Raw genomic sequence first — 15,895 nt, 5'->3', positions numbered from 1 at the left:
TAGAGATGATTATCGAGAAGGTGCTGAACAATAATGTACTCCTGACCAAGAACCAGAAGGGCAAGGAGGTTATTGTGATGGGCAGAGGGATTTCCTTCAATAAGGTGGCGGGGGATTATGTTGATCCTGCCAAGGTGGATAAGATTTTTCTGCTAAATGAGAATGAATTCACTGCCCGGCTGACTGAACTGCTGAATGATATTCCGGTAGCTCACCTGGAGCTGGCCAGCAGCATCGTCACCTATGCGAGTGGAGTGCTGCACACGGAGCTGAACGATAATCTCTATCTGACGCTGACGGATCATATCCATTTTGCGCTGGAGCGTTTTGAGAAGGGGATTCAGCTGAAGAATGCGATGCTGTTTGAGATCAAGCGCTTTTACCGGAAGGAATTCGGGATCGGGCTGGATGCCCTGAAGATGATTGAACAGACCACCGGTCTCTCGCTGGGTGAGGATGAAGCCGGATTCATTGCCCTCCACCTGGTTAACGCCAGAATGGATGGTACGGAGGTAAGATCGACGATCAAGATGACGGAGATTGTTCAGAACATTCTGAACATCGTTACCTATCATTATAATGTGGTGCTGGACGAGACCTCGCTTAACTACTCGCGGTTCCTGACCCATCTGCAGTATTTTTCCATGCGGGTGCTGAAGAAGGAGACCAATAACAGCGGGGAAGAGTTCCTGTACAACCAGGTGAGGCTAACCTATGTCAAGGCTTTCGAATGCGTGGGCAAAATCAATGAATATCTGGAGAAATCCCATGGCCAGAGCCTCAGCAAGGATGAATATGTCTATTTGACGATTCACATTCAGCGTGTAACGGAACGCAATAACCTGGAGTAACACATAGCATTTAACACGCAACATACGCAAGACTACAATATTTCAAATTTCATATCATCTGTCAGGGTGTAACTGGTTATGCAGGCAAAACCTGAGCTGATGGCAAAAAAACGTGTGCTTACGTATTTTTTGCCTTGAGTTCAGGTTTTTCTTGTTTGCAGAGGGGAACAAATAAAATACGCTGGCACCATTCGCCTCTGCAGCGATGCTTATATTACAGATCTCAAAAGGAGCAAACCCAAATGAGCAATAAAGACTTATCCAAACAAATTATCACACTCGTTGGCGGAGAAGGGAATGTGAATTCCGTCTTCCATTGTGCCACACGCTTAAGATTCAAGCTGAAGGATAACAGCAAAGCCAATAAAGCAGCACTGGAAAAAACACCGGGAGTCATTACAGTCGTCGAGAACAGCGGACAATTCCAGGTGGTTATCGGCAACAATGTCAGCCAGGTATTCGAGCAGATTATGAAGGAAACCTCGCTTCAGGATGCGGAGAAAAGCGGCGGCGACGAGAGCTCAGAGAGCACTGGAGTTCTGGGTAAAGCGGTGGACATCATTTCAAGTATTTTCTCGCCGATTCTGGGTGCATTGGCCGGAGCGGGGATACTCAAGGGCTTGCTGGCTCTGATTCTGTCCCTGGAGTGGATTAGCGCTGCCAGCGGCACTTACATGATCCTCAATGCGGCTGCCGACAGTGTATTCTATTTCCTGCCTGTCTTCCTGGCGGTGACGGCTGCGCGCAAATTCAAGGCGAATCAGTTCGTGTCGATTGCCATAGCCGGAGCCTTAATCTATCCCGCAGTCATTGCGGCTGTAGGCTCACCTGACTCCCTGCACTTCCTGGGAATCAAGATCGTACTGATCAACTATTCCTCCAGCGTAATTCCAATTATTCTGGCGGTATGGGTGCAGTCGTATGTGGAACGCTGGTTCCGTTCCTTCATTCATGAGTCAGTGCGGAATATTCTTGTTCCTATGTTCGCGCTGCTCATTGTTATTCCGCTTACATTCCTGGCCTTCGGACCTGTAGGCTCTCTGATCAGTGACGGGTTGGCCTCCGGCTATACCTGGCTCTACAATCTAAGTCCGCTTGTGGCGGGAGCTATTGCAGGGGCGTTCTGGCAAGTATTCGTAATCTTCGGTGTACATTGGGGCTTCGTACCGATCATGCTCAGCAATATTGCTACATTAGGACAGGATACCATGCTGCCCATTCTCAGTGCGGCGGTTCTGTCGCAGGCCGGGGCTGTATTCGGCGTCTTCCTGAAATCCCGGAACCCGCAGCTTAAAGCGCTCGCCGGTTCTTCTACACTATCTGCAGTCTTTGGGATTACGGAACCAACGATTTACGGAGTCACCCTGAAGCTCAAGAAACCGTTCATCTATGCTTGTATCTCCGGCGCTATCGGCGGTGCAATTATTGCAACAGGCGGTGCAAGAGCATTGTCCTTCTCGCTGCCGGGTCTGCTGGCCCTGCCGACATATTTCGGTACAGGATTTGTATGGGTAGTCATTGGTATACTGGTAGCATTTGTATTGGCAGCTGTACTGGTGTTGGTGCTTGGCTACAAGGAGCCTGAGACAGATGCTGCTGCAACCGTTAACTCAGGAGGAACCTCGGGTACGACTACACCAACGCTGATTGATAAAGAACTGGTTGTAAGCCCGCTGGAGGGAACGCTGCATCCGCTGGGCACCCTGCCTGACGAAGCTTTTGCTTCCGGTGCCATGGGTAAGGGAATTGTAATTGAGCCTTCTTCGGGCATCTTAACCAGCCCTGTGAACGGAACGGTGACTACTGTATTCCCGACAGGACATGCCATCGGCATTACTTCGGACGGCGGTGCGGAGCTGCTGATTCATGTCGGTGTCAACACCGTGAAGCTTAAGGGTCAGCATTTTACTAAAAAAGTGAAGGAAGGCGACAAGGTGGTCAAGGGTCAGCTATTGCTTGAATTTGACCTCGAAGCTATCCGTGCGGCCGGATTTATAACGGCGACACCGGTGATTGTCACCAACTCGGCACAATATCTTGATGTGCTTAAGAGCACAGGGTCAGAAGTGCCTAGCGGCGAGCTGCTGCTCACACTCATCCGGTAAAAGTATTGGGGCTATGACTACTGTCATATGACCCACGAATAAGGGCTGTCCCGGCTTGGCCAATTATTGGCTCGCTCGGGACAGCCCTTTTGTGTGCAAATGCTCAGGTAAGGCTACTCCATGTAAATCTCAACGACGGCAATTTTGCGTTCGCGGGACAGGTCAAGGAATTTGCCTTCGCTCTGTACAAGCGGACGGAAGACATCCAGCGGGTTGTTCATCACGATCACACCCATATCACCGGTGCTCAGCAGCACACGCTTGCCGATGAAGTTAGGCATCAGATGATTGATGAAGGCCTGGACCGGTTTGCCGTTCAGCTTGCCGAAGCTGAGGGAGTTGATCTCACGCAGAACGGAAATCAGCTCCTGCTTGGACTGATAGACCCGGTGAGTGGTCATAGCGCTGTAAATATCCGCGACGGCTGCGATCTGGGCGTAAGGGTGAATATCAGTCTTGGTCAGCTGCTTGGGATAACCGGAGCCGTCTTCGCGTTCATGATGCTGCAGGGCAACCAGAGCTGTGAAAGGATCGTTCATGGAGTTCTGTATGATTTCGTACCCGTAAACCGTATGTAATTTGATCTCTTCGTATTCTTCAGGCGTTAATTTGCCGGGTTTGTTCAGGATGGCGGGGGAGATGCGGCATTTGCCGATATCGATCAGGTAGCCCGCACGCCCGATCTCATAGCACTCTGTCTTGGAGTATCCAAGCCACGAGGCAAGATAATAGGAGAGCATGCCTACCTGAAGGGAGTGGTTATAGGTATAATTATCTTCCCGGTCGAGAAGGAGCAAGAGTGTCACAACGTCCTTGTGCTTGTCCAGCGTGGACAAGGTCGGCTGAAGAATATCATCCACCACGGACTGATTGAAGCTGCCTTTGCTGAGCGCTTCCATATATAGAGATTCAAAGCCGTCAATCGTGGTATCGAAGCTGCTGGCTGCAGCCTGAATGATTGAGGTCCGGCTGGAAGGGGCGGGCTCTTCCTGTACCGTTTCAATATCTACATAATCAACGCCGTGCTGTATCAGCTTGGCGATTTCCTCCAGTTGCAGCCGTGATCCCTTAGGGAGTACATGCAGCCCGCGGGAGCTGAAGCTATCCATCCGCAGATGATCACCCGGTTTAAGATCCATCACGTGTACTCTCAATGACTAGGCCACCTTACTATAGCAATTTTTTACAGCATAGCAACAAAGTCCGCAATATTCAATGGTGTAAGAGTACTGATTGTAGCTTGCAGATTGTGCAACCCGCTGGTCCTACCCTACTCTGAAGCTATGCAGATTCGCGGAAGGAGAACGGTGTGGTTAGCCCCCGGACACGGGCGGAATGAAGGCCACCTCTGAGCCTTCGGTAATATCCGTATCATCAGGCGCATATTCCTGATCAACGGCTACCAGAGATACACTGATCTGCGGCGCGGCATCGGGATAGGAGGCGGAGAGGAGTTCCTTCAGCCGGCCTGCTGTTACAGGGGACTCATGGGCGTGGAAGACCAGAGTGGAGGAGCCGATAATTTCGGCCAGACCGGCGAATAGCCGGATGGAGATATGCATGCGTTCTTCACCCTTTCTGGACTTAAGCTTAGGACAGCTTATAATGATTACAATATACCATATTGAGTCTGAAAATGTTATGCTAACTCTAGAACAGAACAAGCCTGCCGCTTACTTTATAAACGGCTGTACAAGTGGGAGGGAAGCCAGCTTATGAAGCCTGGGCCGCAAAGATTAACCATTATTCATACCAATGATATACATAGCCACTTTGAAATGATGAGTCCGCTCGCGGCAGTAATATCCGCGATGAAGGCGGCGGCGGGCGAGGAGCCGGCGCTGCTGCTTGATATCGGCGATCATATGGACCGCGCCGCTGTAGAGACGGAAGGCACGATGGGACAGGCCAACATCGACATTATGAATTTGACCGGATACGATGCGGTCACCATCGGCAACAACGAAGGCCTCACCTTCTCCAAGGAGATGCTCTCAGCCATATTCACAGGCATCCAGTGTTCTGTGGTATGCTGCAATTTCCTGGAGTCCGCCACCGGTGAGCCGCCGCACTGGATGCAGCGCCACGCGATTATAGAGAAGGACGGGATAAAGATAGGACTGACCGGTGCGACGGCGGCGTTCACCTCCTTCTATTCTCTGCTCGGCTGGGATGTGCTGGACCCGGAAGAGGCACTGCGCGAGCAGGTTCAGCTGCTTGCCCCGCAGGTGGATATCGTGATCATTCTGTCTCATCTGGGGCTGCCCGCAGACCAGAGGCTGGCCGAGAAGCTGGAAGGCGTGCATGCCATTCTGGGCGGACACACCCACCATATGCTGGAGCAGCCGCAGATGATTAACGGGACAGCCGTATGCGGTGCCGGCAAATTCGGCCGGTACGCCGGACGGGTTGTCTTCGAGCGGGAGCATCCAGGCGGAGTATTTCACCTGGCCGAAGGAGGCTGCACGGCAGTTGATCCTTCCTTAACGGAGGAGCTTATCGCTCCGGCGGCAGCGATCCATCTGCAGCGCGGCCGTGAGGCCCTGGAGAAGACGGTTGCCATCAGCGACCGCATGCTGCCGCTGGATCTGCAGGGGGAGTCTCCTTTTGGCAACCTGCTGGCACAGGCGGTCCGCCAGTTCACAGGCAGCCCCATCTCGCTCGTTAATACAGGACAACTGCTCGGCCCGCTTCCGGAAGGCAACATCACCGCAGGCATGCTGCATGCCTTATGTCCTTCGCCAATTAACCCATGCACAGTACAGCTGACAGGCAAGGATATCCGCACCGCACTGGAACAGAGTCTGATGGCAGAGTTCCGGAATAAGGTCATCTACGGATACGGTTTCCGGGGAGAGGTGCTGGGCACCTTGGCCGTGGACGGATTAAAAATCTTGTACGATCCAAGGGTCATGCCTTATGATAACGGTATTGCGATTTTTGCCGGCGGGGAGCAGCTGGAGGATACCAAGGTGTATAGTGTCGGCACGCTGGATATGTTTACATTCCGTACAGGCTATGAGAGTATAGCTAATGGCCGGGAGGCGGTATATTTGCTGCCTCATTTCCTGCGCGATCTGCTGCGGATGGAGCTGCAGCGGCCGGGGAGTCTGGATGAGTGTGAAGCGTTTCGCTGGGAGAGGCAATCCACCTGATGATCCACACCATGTTTTATCAAATGGATAGATAACGCATTACCAGGTTTCATTGACTAGATCAGGAGGAGTAATATGGATACAATTACAGCCATTATTCTGGCAATTGTGGAAGGAATCACGGAGTTCATTCCGGTTTCTTCGACGGGACACATGATTCTAACGACTAAGCTTCTGGGCTTCAATGAGCAGGATTCGATTATGAAGACCTATGAGATTGTGATTCAGCTGGGGGCCATACTGGCGATTGCGCTGGTCTACCGCCAGCGGATTGTGAATCTGCTCGGCTTTGGCCGCAGAGACAGAGGGGGCGTTATGCCGGCAGCCCGTCTGAACCTGATTCATGTGCTGCTGGGCATTGTGCCTGCGCTCGCTGTAGCTTTTTTTGCAAGGGACTTTATCAAAAGCCTCTTCGGGGCATCCACCGTTCTCTGGGCGCTGGTGGCAGGCGGTATTCTGATGATCATTGCCGAATGGGTCAATAAACGCAAGATTCGTGTGACAGCGCATGATCTGGATGATCTGTCCTACGGGCAGGCACTCTCGATCGGATTATTCCAGATTATTTCCGTCCTTTGGCCCGGATTCTCCCGCTCCGGCTCGACAATTTCCGGGGGGATGCTGAGCGGGGTAAGCTACAAGGCTTCGGCCGACTTCTCCTTCCTCATCGCAATTCCGATTATGTGCGCGGCCTCGGGGTATGAGCTACTCGATTCGTATAAGAATTTCACGAGTGAGACGATCGGGTATTTTGTCATCGGCTTCATTATTTCCTTCATCGTGGCCTATGTGGTGGTAGTTCTGTTCATGAGAATGATCCAGAAGATCAGACCAACTCATTTTGCCATCTACCGCTTCATCCTTGCAGCCGCCTTCTGGCTGTTTATTATGCGTTGATTCTCAGCTTGGCATCACAAAGAAGCAATTTTACCGTTAAAGGCAGGAGTGAGCCAAGGTGCGTCTAGTATCCGTCAATCGGCTTCAGGCGGGAATGAAGCTGGGTAAAAAAATATATAATGATGAAGGGCTGGTTCTGCTTGCGGACGGAGTGGAGCTTACCGATTCCCTGATCAAGCGGCTCGCCAGAATTGATATCGGTTATATCTATATTGAGGACTCGCTCACGGAGGATATTGTGATCCCCGGAATGCTGCAGGATGAGACGCGCAATCAGGCACTTAAGGTGATCCGTAACCAGTTCCAGCAGATGTCCGGTGCCTCGGGGATTACCAAGGGCTTTTATCATCTGGATAAGAAATTCTCCAAGGTGATGGATTCCATCCTCGACGACATGTCCCTGCAGGAGGACCCGATGATCATGCTGCTTGACATGCACACGGCTGACAATTACCTGTACGTCCATTCCCTGAACGTATGCCTGTATACGCTGGTGCTTGGCATTGCCCATGGCTACAGCAAAGAAGAGCTGCGGGTCATTGGGCTTGGTGCGCTGCTGCATGATATCGGCAAGACGCAGATTCCTGTCAAAATTGTACAAAAGCCCGGCATGCTCAGCGAGGAAGAGTTCCGCCATATGCAGGCGCATACCGAGATCGGATACCGCATCCTCAAGGAAGAGCCCAATATTCCTCTGCTGGCGGCTCATTGTGCCTTGCAGCATCATGAACGGATTGACGGCTCCGGCTATCCGCGCGGCCTGACGGGTCCGCAAATCCATGAATATGCGAAATGGCTGGGAGTAGCAGATTCCTATGATGCAATGACCTCTAACCGGATCTACAAAAAAGCCATGCTGCCCCATCAGGCGGTAGAAGCGCTGTATGTCGGCTCTGGAACCTTGTACGAGCAGAAGCAGCTGGAGTTATTCAGAGACCGCGTGGCCATCTATCCGCTGGGGCTTACGGTGAAGCTCAGCTCCGGTGAGAGCGGTGTGGTGGTCAAGATTGATCCCAGCACGCCGCACCGGCCTGTTGTCCGTGTACTGAATGGACCCGAAGGCGAAACGGTTACCCCTTATGAACGTGATCTCAGCAAAGCCCTCTCGGTAGTCATTGTGGATGTGACGGACGGGGGAGAACCTGTAGTGAAAAGTACCGGATAGGTGTTCTGTGCAGCGAGGAGAGAATAGGGCATCTGCAGGAATTGCAGAGCTCTAGTCTCAACCTTGCTGTTTTTTTGAGTAGTCGTGGTATGATATAGCTTAAGTTATCGTTCTTTTTCTTTTGTTTTGGGTTAATAATAAGGAATAAGCATTAAAGGAGCCTTAAGAAATGAGTATATTAGAGCCATCATCATCTATAATTCCTGTAAAAGAGCTGTCGCCGGAGTACGATCCGTGGGATCCGATTACCTCGCTCCGCGAATACGGGCAGCATGTGCTGACCAGTGTAGAGATGACGGTCACGAATCTATGCAACATGCGCTGCGAGCATTGCGCCGTCGGCGACAGCCTTACAATGAAAGAGGGGGAGCTGCTGCCTTTAACCCAGATGCTGAAGCGTCTGGAGGAAGTTGAACATCTGCAGACCATCAGCATTACGGGCGGGGAGCCGATGTTCCGTGCCGGAACGGTGGAGAATACGATTGTGCCGCTGCTGAAATATGCACGGGAACGGGGCATCCGATCACAGATCAACTCGAATCTGACCATGCCGTATTCCCGTTATGAGCAGCTGCTCCCTTACCTGGACGTTATGCATATCTCGTTCAACTATGTGAACGGCGATGACTTCCACGAGGTGGGCTTCGCGAACAGCGGTCACCCGGTCTCGAAGGAGGCCGCCTACCGGCTGTACGACACGATGCTGGAGAATTCCCGCCGGCTGAGCAGCGATGGAATGCTGATTTCTGCCGAGTCGATGATCAATTACCGTACACACACCAAGCTTCCCGAGATTCACCGGCTGATTGGGGACATGGGGGCAAGACGTCATGAGGTACACCCGATGTACGCATCCAGCTTCGCTTCGAAGCTGCCTGTGCTGTCGCTCCGGGAGATGAATACTGCGATTCATTCCCTCCTGGATCATCGTGACCCGGAGATGTGGATGCTGTTCGGCACGCTGCCGTTCTTCGCCTGCAGCTTCCTGGAGGAAGACCAGCAGCTGCTGAGCAGACTGCGCAGCGAGAAGAATGTAACGCTTCGTAATGATCCGGACGGAAGAAACCGGGTCAATGTGAACCTGTTCACGGGCGACGTCTTTGTCACGGACTTCGCCGACATATCCGCTTTTGGCAATATCAGCAACGCGAAGCTGGATGACATTTTCACTGAGTGGCAGACTAAGCATCCCTTGAATCAACAAGTGAATTGTTACTGCGATGCAGCAGGCTGCTGCGGGCCTAACCTGCTCGTGGCCGATATGTATTATCCCGGGGTCGATTTCAAAACCAGAAAAGCGATCACCTTGTAGAAATGGGGCGTTATTATAGTGCATACGGAATTTGAAATAGGAAGATTAGTGCTTAATCTTTTGCTCGTTCTGGTGCTCGTATTATTAAATGGTGTATTCGTTGCGGCGGAATTCTCGCTGGTCAAGGTCAGACAGTCACGTCTGACCCAACTGGTCAGCGAAGGCAACAAAATGGCGGGATATGCGCTGAAGGTCAACAAGCGGCTGGATTCGTATCTGTCAGCCACCCAGTTCGGAATTACACTCGCTTCTCTTGGACTCGGCTGGGTCGGGGAACCGGCAATCTCGGAGCTGCTGGTGGAGCCTCTGATGTACCAGATCGGTGTAACTGACCAGACGCTAATCTCAACGGTATCTGTGATTATCGGCTTCTCCATTATTACCTTTTTACATATTGTGCTGGGGGAACTGGCACCGAAATCTCTGGCTATTCAAAAAACAGAAGGCTCAGCACTGCTGTTGTCCGCTCCGCTGATGTTCTTCTATAATCTGTTTCTGCCCTTCATCTGGGTGCTGAATGCCTCAGCGAACGCTCTGCTGAGACTGTTCGGCGTGGAGCCGGCCAGTGAAGCCGAGGCGGCCCATTCGGAGGAGGAAATCCGCATTCTGATGAATCAGAGCGCGAAGAGCGGAGTGATCGATCAGGATGAAATGAAGCTGATGGATAACATCTTCGAATTCTCGGACCTGCTGGCCCGTGAGGTGATGCTGCCGCGTACCGATATGGATGTACTATACAGCAATCTTCCGCTGGAAGAGAACATGCGGATCATTACAGAAACGAAGCATTCGCGTTATCCGGTAGCCTTCGAGGATAAGGACCGGATTATCGGCTTCATCCATATCACGGATCTGCTGTTCGCCCCGCCGGAGCAGCAGAATGATCTGGCTTCCCTGGTCCGGCCGATTCTGAACGTGCCGGAATCGATGGAGATCAGCCACGCGCTGCGGCTGATGCAGAAGAACAAAGCCCAGCTGACGCTGGTCGTTGACGAGTACGGCGGTACGGCAGGGCTGCTGACCGCTGAAGAGATCCTGGAGGAGATCGTCGGCGATCTGCATGACGAGTTCGAGGATGAACGCCCTAGCGTGGAGCGCAACGGGGATTACATCTCCGTAGAGGGCCGGATGCTGATTGAAGACGTCAACGATCTTACGGGTGTCGTGATTGAGGATGAAGAGGTGGATTCTATCGGCGGCTGGCTGTTCAAGGAGCTGGAAGGCAATCCATCCAAGGGCAAAAAAGTAGTGGTAGGCGATGTCACCTTCGAGGTGGAGGAGTCAACCCGGCTGCGGATCACCCGCATCAACATCCACCGCGAGCCCGTGCCAGAGCCTGAAGAGGATGCTGAAGGCGGGGAAGAGGAGAAGGAGTAGGCAGAAGTGTAACTCAAATTTTTAAATATAGCAGGGTGCTTCAGAAGCTGTGTTGCAGAGCTTTTGGGGGCCCTGTTTTTTTTGCTTTTTCACTATATAGATTGAACTAAAAAATTTAAGTTAAAGGAAAAGTGGCGGAGGGGAATTTTGGAACTGGAGGAGCGGTAGCGTCCGCCTTTGTCTGCGGATTTCAACCGCGAACAGCGGTATACAATCAAGAAATCTGCAGAAGGGCAGCGGCCGGAAGTCCAAAACTTCTCTGGAGTCACAGCTAATCCTAAAACCAAAAATCATTAGTTCAATTTATATAGTTTGGCCGCAAAAAGTACCGTTCGCTTGCACACCTGAAGGTGATTTTAATGGGCAACTGTTCTTTTCCACCCTTGCACTGTCATAAGTTAGTTACGAAGGTATCGATCAGAGATCTGGACATTCATCAGGCAATGCCGTCAAAACCTTACGAGGAGGAATGATCATTGAACTCCCAGGATCGCGTATGGACACCGTACAGGGGACCGTTTGATCCTTGTCCGCCGGTGCCGTTCAAGACGTATGTTGTGCCGCCGAACCAATTCGTCACGTTTCAGCCCCCGAATCTGCCGCAGTTCTCCCTGCCGGAGGCGCTCAAACATGGAACGTTATGGCCATCGCTTTACAGCCCTTATGAGTCCAAGTTCAAAGGAGGGAAGTAGGCTATGGAAGCTAATCCTTGCGAGCCCCGTTATTACGAGATGCTGGAGCAGCTGCAGGTCCTTGATTTTGCACTCGTAGAGCTGAATCTGTTCCTGGACACTCATCCGGAGGATGTGAAGGCGATCGAGCAGTTCAATCAGCTGACATATGAGCGCACCAAGCTGGCGAACCAGTTCCAGGAGCTATACGGACCTCTGCAGAATTTCGGCCGCGCCTATTCCAAGGCTCCATGGCAATGGAGCGAGAGTCCCTGGCCTTGGCAAGTCTAAGGCATGAAGCCGGGAATGAAATAAGCCTTAAGGAGGGGGAAGTTCACGAATGTGGATCTATGAGAAAAAGCTGCAATACCCGGTGCGTGTCGGCAAATGCGATGTGCGGATGGCCCGGTATCTGATGGAGCAATACGGCGGTGCGGACGGCGAGCTGGCTGCGGCGCTGCGCTATATGAACCAGCGGTATGCTATACCTGATAAGGTAATTGGTGTATTAACGGATATTTCTACTGAGGAATTTGCCCATCTCGAAATGATTGCCACCATGATCTACAAGCTGACCAAGGACGCCTCGGTACAGGAGCTGGAAGCCGCAGGCTTAGGGCCGAACTATGCACAGCGGGATCATGCCTTGTTCTACCAGAACTCGGCCGGTGTGCCCTGGACAGCATCCTATATCCAAGCCAAGGGCGATCCAATCGCGGATTTGTACGAGGACATCGCCGCAGAGGAGAAGGCCCGGGCTACATACCAGTGGCTGATTGACATGACCGACGATGTGGATCTGCAGGACAGCCTCAAGTTCCTGCGCGAGCGGGAGATCATTCATGCGATCCGGTTCAAGGAATCGGTGCAGATTTTGATTGAGGAGAAGGATAAGAAGCGGGTGTTCTGACAATGATGAATACACATATAAAATAGACAATTTGACAAGAAGAGCCACAGGAGTATCATCTGCGGCTCTTTTTTCATTCAATACGAACGTATGTGCTTTTTGTTATATTTAATTCCATTAAAATGGGATATGCTCACAAGAAACAGGCAAGATATAACAGGAGGCGACTAAAATCCCCTTACCGCATGATGAAGCATTTAAGAAGCTGCTGGAGACGTTTTTTCAGGAATTTATTGAGTTGTTTTTTCCTGAGCTTGATGCAATGCTGGACTATAGTGAAACCCGGTTTCTGATGCAGGAATTGCTAGTGGATATTGTTGGCGAGGAAGCGCGGGAGCTGGATCTGCTGCTGGAGATCCGCTACAAAGGGCTGGACGGTTATATTCTCATTCACCTGGAGCCGCAGTCGTATCGGGATTCACGGTTTCATGAACGAATGTTTATTTACTTCAGCCGACTATTTGAGCGCTACCGTAAAGAGCATAAGCTGATTATACCGATTGCGATTTTTACTTCAGATGAGATCAGGGAAGAGCAGGATACCTTGGAGATGGTTATTCCTGAACATCATATCCTGCGCTTTCAGTTTCTCAAGGTGGAATTGCGTAAGCAGAACTGGCGAAGATTTATTGATTCGGACAATGCAGTGGCTGCTGCGTTACTGGCCAAGATGGGGTATACTACAAGAGAAGCGAGAGATGTGCGCCGGGAATTTCTGCGCATGTTCATGAAGCTGAGAGCGCGGCTCGATCAGGGTCGGCTGGCGCTTGTGATGTCAGTGGCAGATTTATATTTCCAGCCGGACCGGGCGCAGGATGAAGAGATTATACAAGAATTGATGATACAATACCCGGAGGAGGGTGAAGCGATTATGGAACTCATGCCAGCCTGGAAGCGTTGGGGATATGAAGAGGGTATAGCTGAAGGAATAGAAAAGGGCCAAGCCGAGATTATTCGTAAATTACTGCTTCACGGACTCACTCCGGAAGAGGTCTCCGAAGCGGTGGAGTTACCGGTGGAGAAGATTAAAAAGCTGATGTAAGCAGGGCTCCTCCAAATACGAAATAATATGCTAAGAGTGCTGCACAAACCGTCTCCAGACCCAAGTAAGGGCCGGAGACGTTTTTTTATGTGAACTCTTTTGGCATGTTTTCATGTGATTTTCTGAAATAACCATTAATAACCAGAATATCAAAGGAAATGCTAGTATAACCTCGTTGAGGGATTGTACAAGGGCCTAGAGGTATTCGTATGTAAAAATATGTATATTTTTGAGTGTTGAGGAAACTGGTGTTTAGGCTTACACTGAATATGTAAATAAATACCAAAAAATCAAATGGAGGAAGGCGATCAAAGCGGCTAAGCCGATCAAGCTAATTAAGCTGATTTAACCGATCTAAGCCGCAACGCATACTCTCTCATACATCGTGATTAATACCCGCATGTAAATCTAATACCATCAGAAAGGAATGTGAGATTCAGTGAACAGAGTTGCATTAGTAAGTCCCTTACGGACAGCAGTTGGTTCATTTAACAACGGACTTTCAACACTTGGTGCTACAGAATTAGGAGCAAAGGTGATGACAGCCTGCCTTCAGCAAAGCCATGTGGAGCCTGCGTTAGTGGAGCAGATTTATCTTGGCAATGTTCTGCAGGCGGGCGAGGGTCAGAATCCTGCCAGACAGGCGGCGCTGCAAGCCGGTATCCCGATTGAAGTGCCTGCAACAACGATCAACACCGTTTGCGGTTCAGGGCTTCATACCGTTGCTTTGGCTTACAATTCTATTCGGGCTGAACAAGGGAGTGTTCTCCTGGCCGGGGGGATGGAGAGTATGTCTAACGCCCCTTATGTGCTGAAAAATGCAAGAAACGGTTACAAGCTTGGGAATAGCGAGCTGATAGATACCGTGGTGGCTGATGGCCTGACCTGTCCGATCAATAACTATCATATGGGCATTACTGCCGAGAACATTGCCGGGAAATATCATATTTCACGACTGGAGCAGGATGAGTTTGCCTATGACAGCCAGATCAAGGCCGCCGAAGCTAAACGGAATCAGGCTTTTGCAGAGCAGATTGTGCCCGTGATGACCAAAATCAAAAAGGAGACAGTCTGGTTCGCGGAGGACGAGCATGTAAGAGGAGAGGTCAGTAAAGAGAAGCTTGCTCAGCTAAAGCCTGCTTTTAAGGAAAACGGGTCGGTTACTGCCGGAAATGCCTCGGGGATCAATGATGGAGCGGCGGCTGTGCTGGTCATGTCGGAAGATAAATGCAAGGAGCTTGAGGTTGAGCCTTTTGCCTATATTAAGGGCTATTCACTGGTGGGCGTAGATCCTGCTTACATGGGAATGGGGCCGGTAAGAGCCATTAAGTCGCTGCTTAAGAACCAGGGCATTCCTCTTGAGGCCATCGATTTGTTCGAGATTAATGAAGCCTTTGCGGCACAGGCCATAGCGGTACTGCACGAGCTTGAGCTTAATCCGGAGAAGGTGAATGTCAACGGCGGTGCGATTGCGATTGGACATCCAGTGGGGGCCAGCGGAGCCAGGGTACTCGTTACGCTTGTCCATGAAATGGTCCGAAGCTCTAAGCATTACGGTATAGCCAGCTTGTGCATCGGAACGGGGATGGGCATTGCCATGCTGGTTGAGAACGCACGCTATTAACACAACTCTGACAGAAAGGGAGTTTAAGATCATTATGAATGCAAAAGAGGTGCTTGCGCTGCAATCCATGCCTGCAGCCAGTCCGGGTTACGGGCGTCCGCCTTACCGCTTCATTGACCGTGAATTTATGGTTATCACTTATGAATCCGACCCTGCGGCGGTCAGACAAGCGGTCCCGGAACCCTTGCAGCCGGATGGAAGTAACACCGTGTCATATGAATGGATCAAAATGCCTGATTCGTCGGGTCTGGGAAGCTATGAGGAGAGCGGGATTGTGATTCCGTGTACTTTTCAGGGGGAGCCGTGCAATTTTGTAGCTCAGATGTATCTGGATAATGCGCCTGCCATTCTGGGAGGACGGGAAATCTGGGGTTTCCCCAAAAAGTGGGCCTCTCCCCGCCTGACCGTTGCAGGCACAGAGACGCTGACCGGCACGCTGCATTATAACGATGTTCTGGTGGCCGTGGGAACCATGCCTTACAAGCATGCTGTGATGGATGCAGAGGATACAGCCAGAGCTATCTCTACGACCCAAGTGAATCTAAAACTGATCCCCGATGTGGATGGGACCCCTAAGATTGCGCAGCTGGTTGCTTACACTCTTGAAGATGTTCATGTAAAAGGCGCTTGGACCGGGCCGGCCCGATTAAGCCTGATCCCCCATGTGAATGCCCCTGTGGCCGATTTGCCGATGAAGGCGTATCACGGGGGAAAGCATTTTATTGCCGATCTAACGCTGCCCTATGGCCAAGTCATTCATGATTATCTCCAGTAAGGGCTTTTCTC

Annotated in this window: 15 protein-coding genes; 13 read left to right on the top strand and 2 right to left on the bottom strand. The window is 51.2% G+C overall.

Going from position 1 to position 15,895, the window contains the following annotated elements:
* The first annotated feature begins 5 nt into the window (after window positions 1-5).
* Window positions 6-851 carry a BglG family transcription antiterminator LicT gene (gene licT, locus NSU18_RS10040; RefSeq protein ID WP_341148906.1) on the top strand — a complete coding sequence of 282 codons (846 nt, stop codon included), beginning with the start codon at window positions 6-8 and terminating at the stop codon, window positions 849-851.
* A 242-nt stretch (window positions 852-1,093) separates the two neighbouring features.
* Window positions 1,094-2,956, top strand: coding sequence for a beta-glucoside-specific PTS transporter subunit IIABC (locus NSU18_RS10035; protein WP_341020054.1), 1,863 nt, complete (start codon window positions 1,094-1,096; stop codon window positions 2,954-2,956).
* Window positions 2,957-3,069: 113 nt separating this feature from the next.
* On the opposite strand, the gene NSU18_RS10030 is transcribed toward NSU18_RS10035, so the two are convergent.
* Together NSU18_RS10030 and moaD are read right to left on the bottom strand one after the other, a co-directional pair.
* Entirely contained in the window at window positions 3,070-4,110 is a 1,041-nt protein-coding gene (locus tag NSU18_RS10030; RefSeq protein WP_341020057.1) for an HD-GYP domain-containing protein, read from the bottom strand.
* A 159-nt stretch (window positions 4,111-4,269) separates the two neighbouring features.
* Window positions 4,270-4,518 carry a molybdopterin converting factor subunit 1 gene (gene moaD, locus NSU18_RS10025; RefSeq protein ID WP_340755251.1) on the bottom strand — a complete coding sequence of 83 codons (249 nt, stop codon included), beginning with the start codon at window positions 4,516-4,518 and terminating at the stop codon, window positions 4,270-4,272.
* A gap of 153 nt (window positions 4,519-4,671) precedes the next feature.
* Between moaD and NSU18_RS10020 the strand changes: the two genes are divergently transcribed.
* The 11 genes from NSU18_RS10020 (at window position 4,672) to NSU18_RS09970 (ending at window position 15,884) form a co-directional block, all read left to right on the top strand.
* On the top strand, window positions 4,672-6,111 hold the full coding sequence (locus tag NSU18_RS10020) for a bifunctional metallophosphatase/5'-nucleotidase (RefSeq protein WP_341148905.1): 1,440 nt from the start codon (window positions 4,672-4,674) through the stop codon (window positions 6,109-6,111).
* 75 nt (window positions 6,112-6,186) lie between these two features.
* Window positions 6,187-7,008 (top strand): undecaprenyl-diphosphate phosphatase, encoded by an 822-nt coding sequence (locus NSU18_RS10015; RefSeq protein WP_036692810.1) that lies wholly within the window; start codon window positions 6,187-6,189, stop codon window positions 7,006-7,008.
* Window positions 7,009-7,066: 58 nt separating this feature from the next.
* The gene (locus NSU18_RS10010; protein WP_036721458.1) at window positions 7,067-8,173 is read left to right on the top strand and encodes an HD-GYP domain-containing protein; all 1,107 of its coding nucleotides are present in this window, start codon (window positions 7,067-7,069) and stop codon (window positions 8,171-8,173) included.
* A gap of 169 nt (window positions 8,174-8,342) precedes the next feature.
* A complete protein-coding gene (yfkAB, locus tag NSU18_RS10005) occupies window positions 8,343-9,485 on the top strand; it encodes a radical SAM/CxCxxxxC motif protein YfkAB (RefSeq protein WP_341020063.1) in 1,143 nt (380 codons plus the stop codon).
* A gap of 18 nt (window positions 9,486-9,503) precedes the next feature.
* Window positions 9,504-10,862: a hemolysin family protein gene (locus NSU18_RS10000; RefSeq protein ID WP_445321796.1), complete on the top strand. Its 1,359-nt coding sequence runs from the start codon at window positions 9,504-9,506 to the stop codon at window positions 10,860-10,862.
* A 476-nt stretch (window positions 10,863-11,338) separates the two neighbouring features.
* Entirely contained in the window at window positions 11,339-11,554 is a 216-nt protein-coding gene (locus NSU18_RS09995) for a spore coat associated protein CotJA (RefSeq protein ID WP_036692819.1), read from the top strand.
* Window positions 11,555-11,557: 3 nt separating this feature from the next.
* Complete coding sequence (locus NSU18_RS09990) at window positions 11,558-11,824, top strand: spore coat protein CotJB (RefSeq protein WP_341020064.1); 267 nt, start codon at window positions 11,558-11,560, stop codon at window positions 11,822-11,824.
* 49 nt (window positions 11,825-11,873) lie between these two features.
* Window positions 11,874-12,443, top strand: coding sequence for a manganese catalase family protein (locus NSU18_RS09985; protein ID WP_209991273.1), 570 nt, complete (start codon window positions 11,874-11,876; stop codon window positions 12,441-12,443).
* 172 nt (window positions 12,444-12,615) lie between these two features.
* Entirely contained in the window at window positions 12,616-13,485 is an 870-nt protein-coding gene (locus tag NSU18_RS09980) for an Rpn family recombination-promoting nuclease/putative transposase (RefSeq protein ID WP_341151015.1), read from the top strand.
* 439 nt (window positions 13,486-13,924) lie between these two features.
* Window positions 13,925-15,109, top strand: a complete 1,185-nt coding sequence (locus NSU18_RS09975) for an acetyl-CoA C-acetyltransferase (RefSeq protein ID WP_341148904.1) — start codon at window positions 13,925-13,927, stop codon at window positions 15,107-15,109.
* 34 nt (window positions 15,110-15,143) lie between these two features.
* Window positions 15,144-15,884, top strand: a complete 741-nt coding sequence (locus tag NSU18_RS09970; RefSeq protein WP_341148903.1) for an acetoacetate decarboxylase — start codon at window positions 15,144-15,146, stop codon at window positions 15,882-15,884.
* The last annotated feature ends 11 nt before the right edge of the window (window positions 15,885-15,895 follow it).

This window comes from Paenibacillus sp. FSL H8-0048 (assembly GCF_038002825.1).
Lineage (GTDB): Bacteria > Bacillota > Bacilli > Paenibacillales > Paenibacillaceae > Paenibacillus_AQ.
The sequence above is the reverse complement of the archived record's forward strand: the minus strand, read 5'-3'. Positions and strand labels throughout refer to the sequence as shown.

What these genes read in the sequence shown, in the direction of transcription:
- licT (WP_341148906.1), top strand. Translation starts at nt 6, where the DNA reads ATGATTATCGAGAAGGTGCTGAACAATAATGTACTCCTGACCAAGAAC.
- NSU18_RS10035 (WP_341020054.1), top strand. Translation starts at nt 1,094, where the DNA reads ATGAGCAATAAAGACTTATCCAAACAAATTATCACACTCGTTGGCGGA.
- moaD (WP_340755251.1), bottom strand. Translation starts at nt 4,518, where the DNA reads ATGCATATCTCCATCCGGCTATTCGCCGGTCTGGCCGAAATTATCGGC.
- NSU18_RS10020 (WP_341148905.1), top strand. Translation starts at nt 4,672, where the DNA reads ATGAAGCCTGGGCCGCAAAGATTAACCATTATTCATACCAATGATATA.
- NSU18_RS10015 (WP_036692810.1), top strand. Translation starts at nt 6,187, where the DNA reads ATGGATACAATTACAGCCATTATTCTGGCAATTGTGGAAGGAATCACG.
- yfkAB (WP_341020063.1), top strand. Translation starts at nt 8,343, where the DNA reads ATGAGTATATTAGAGCCATCATCATCTATAATTCCTGTAAAAGAGCTG.
- NSU18_RS09990 (WP_341020064.1), top strand. Translation starts at nt 11,558, where the DNA reads ATGGAAGCTAATCCTTGCGAGCCCCGTTATTACGAGATGCTGGAGCAG.
- NSU18_RS09985 (WP_209991273.1), top strand. Translation starts at nt 11,874, where the DNA reads ATGTGGATCTATGAGAAAAAGCTGCAATACCCGGTGCGTGTCGGCAAA.
- NSU18_RS09970 (WP_341148903.1), top strand. Translation starts at nt 15,144, where the DNA reads ATGAATGCAAAAGAGGTGCTTGCGCTGCAATCCATGCCTGCAGCCAGT.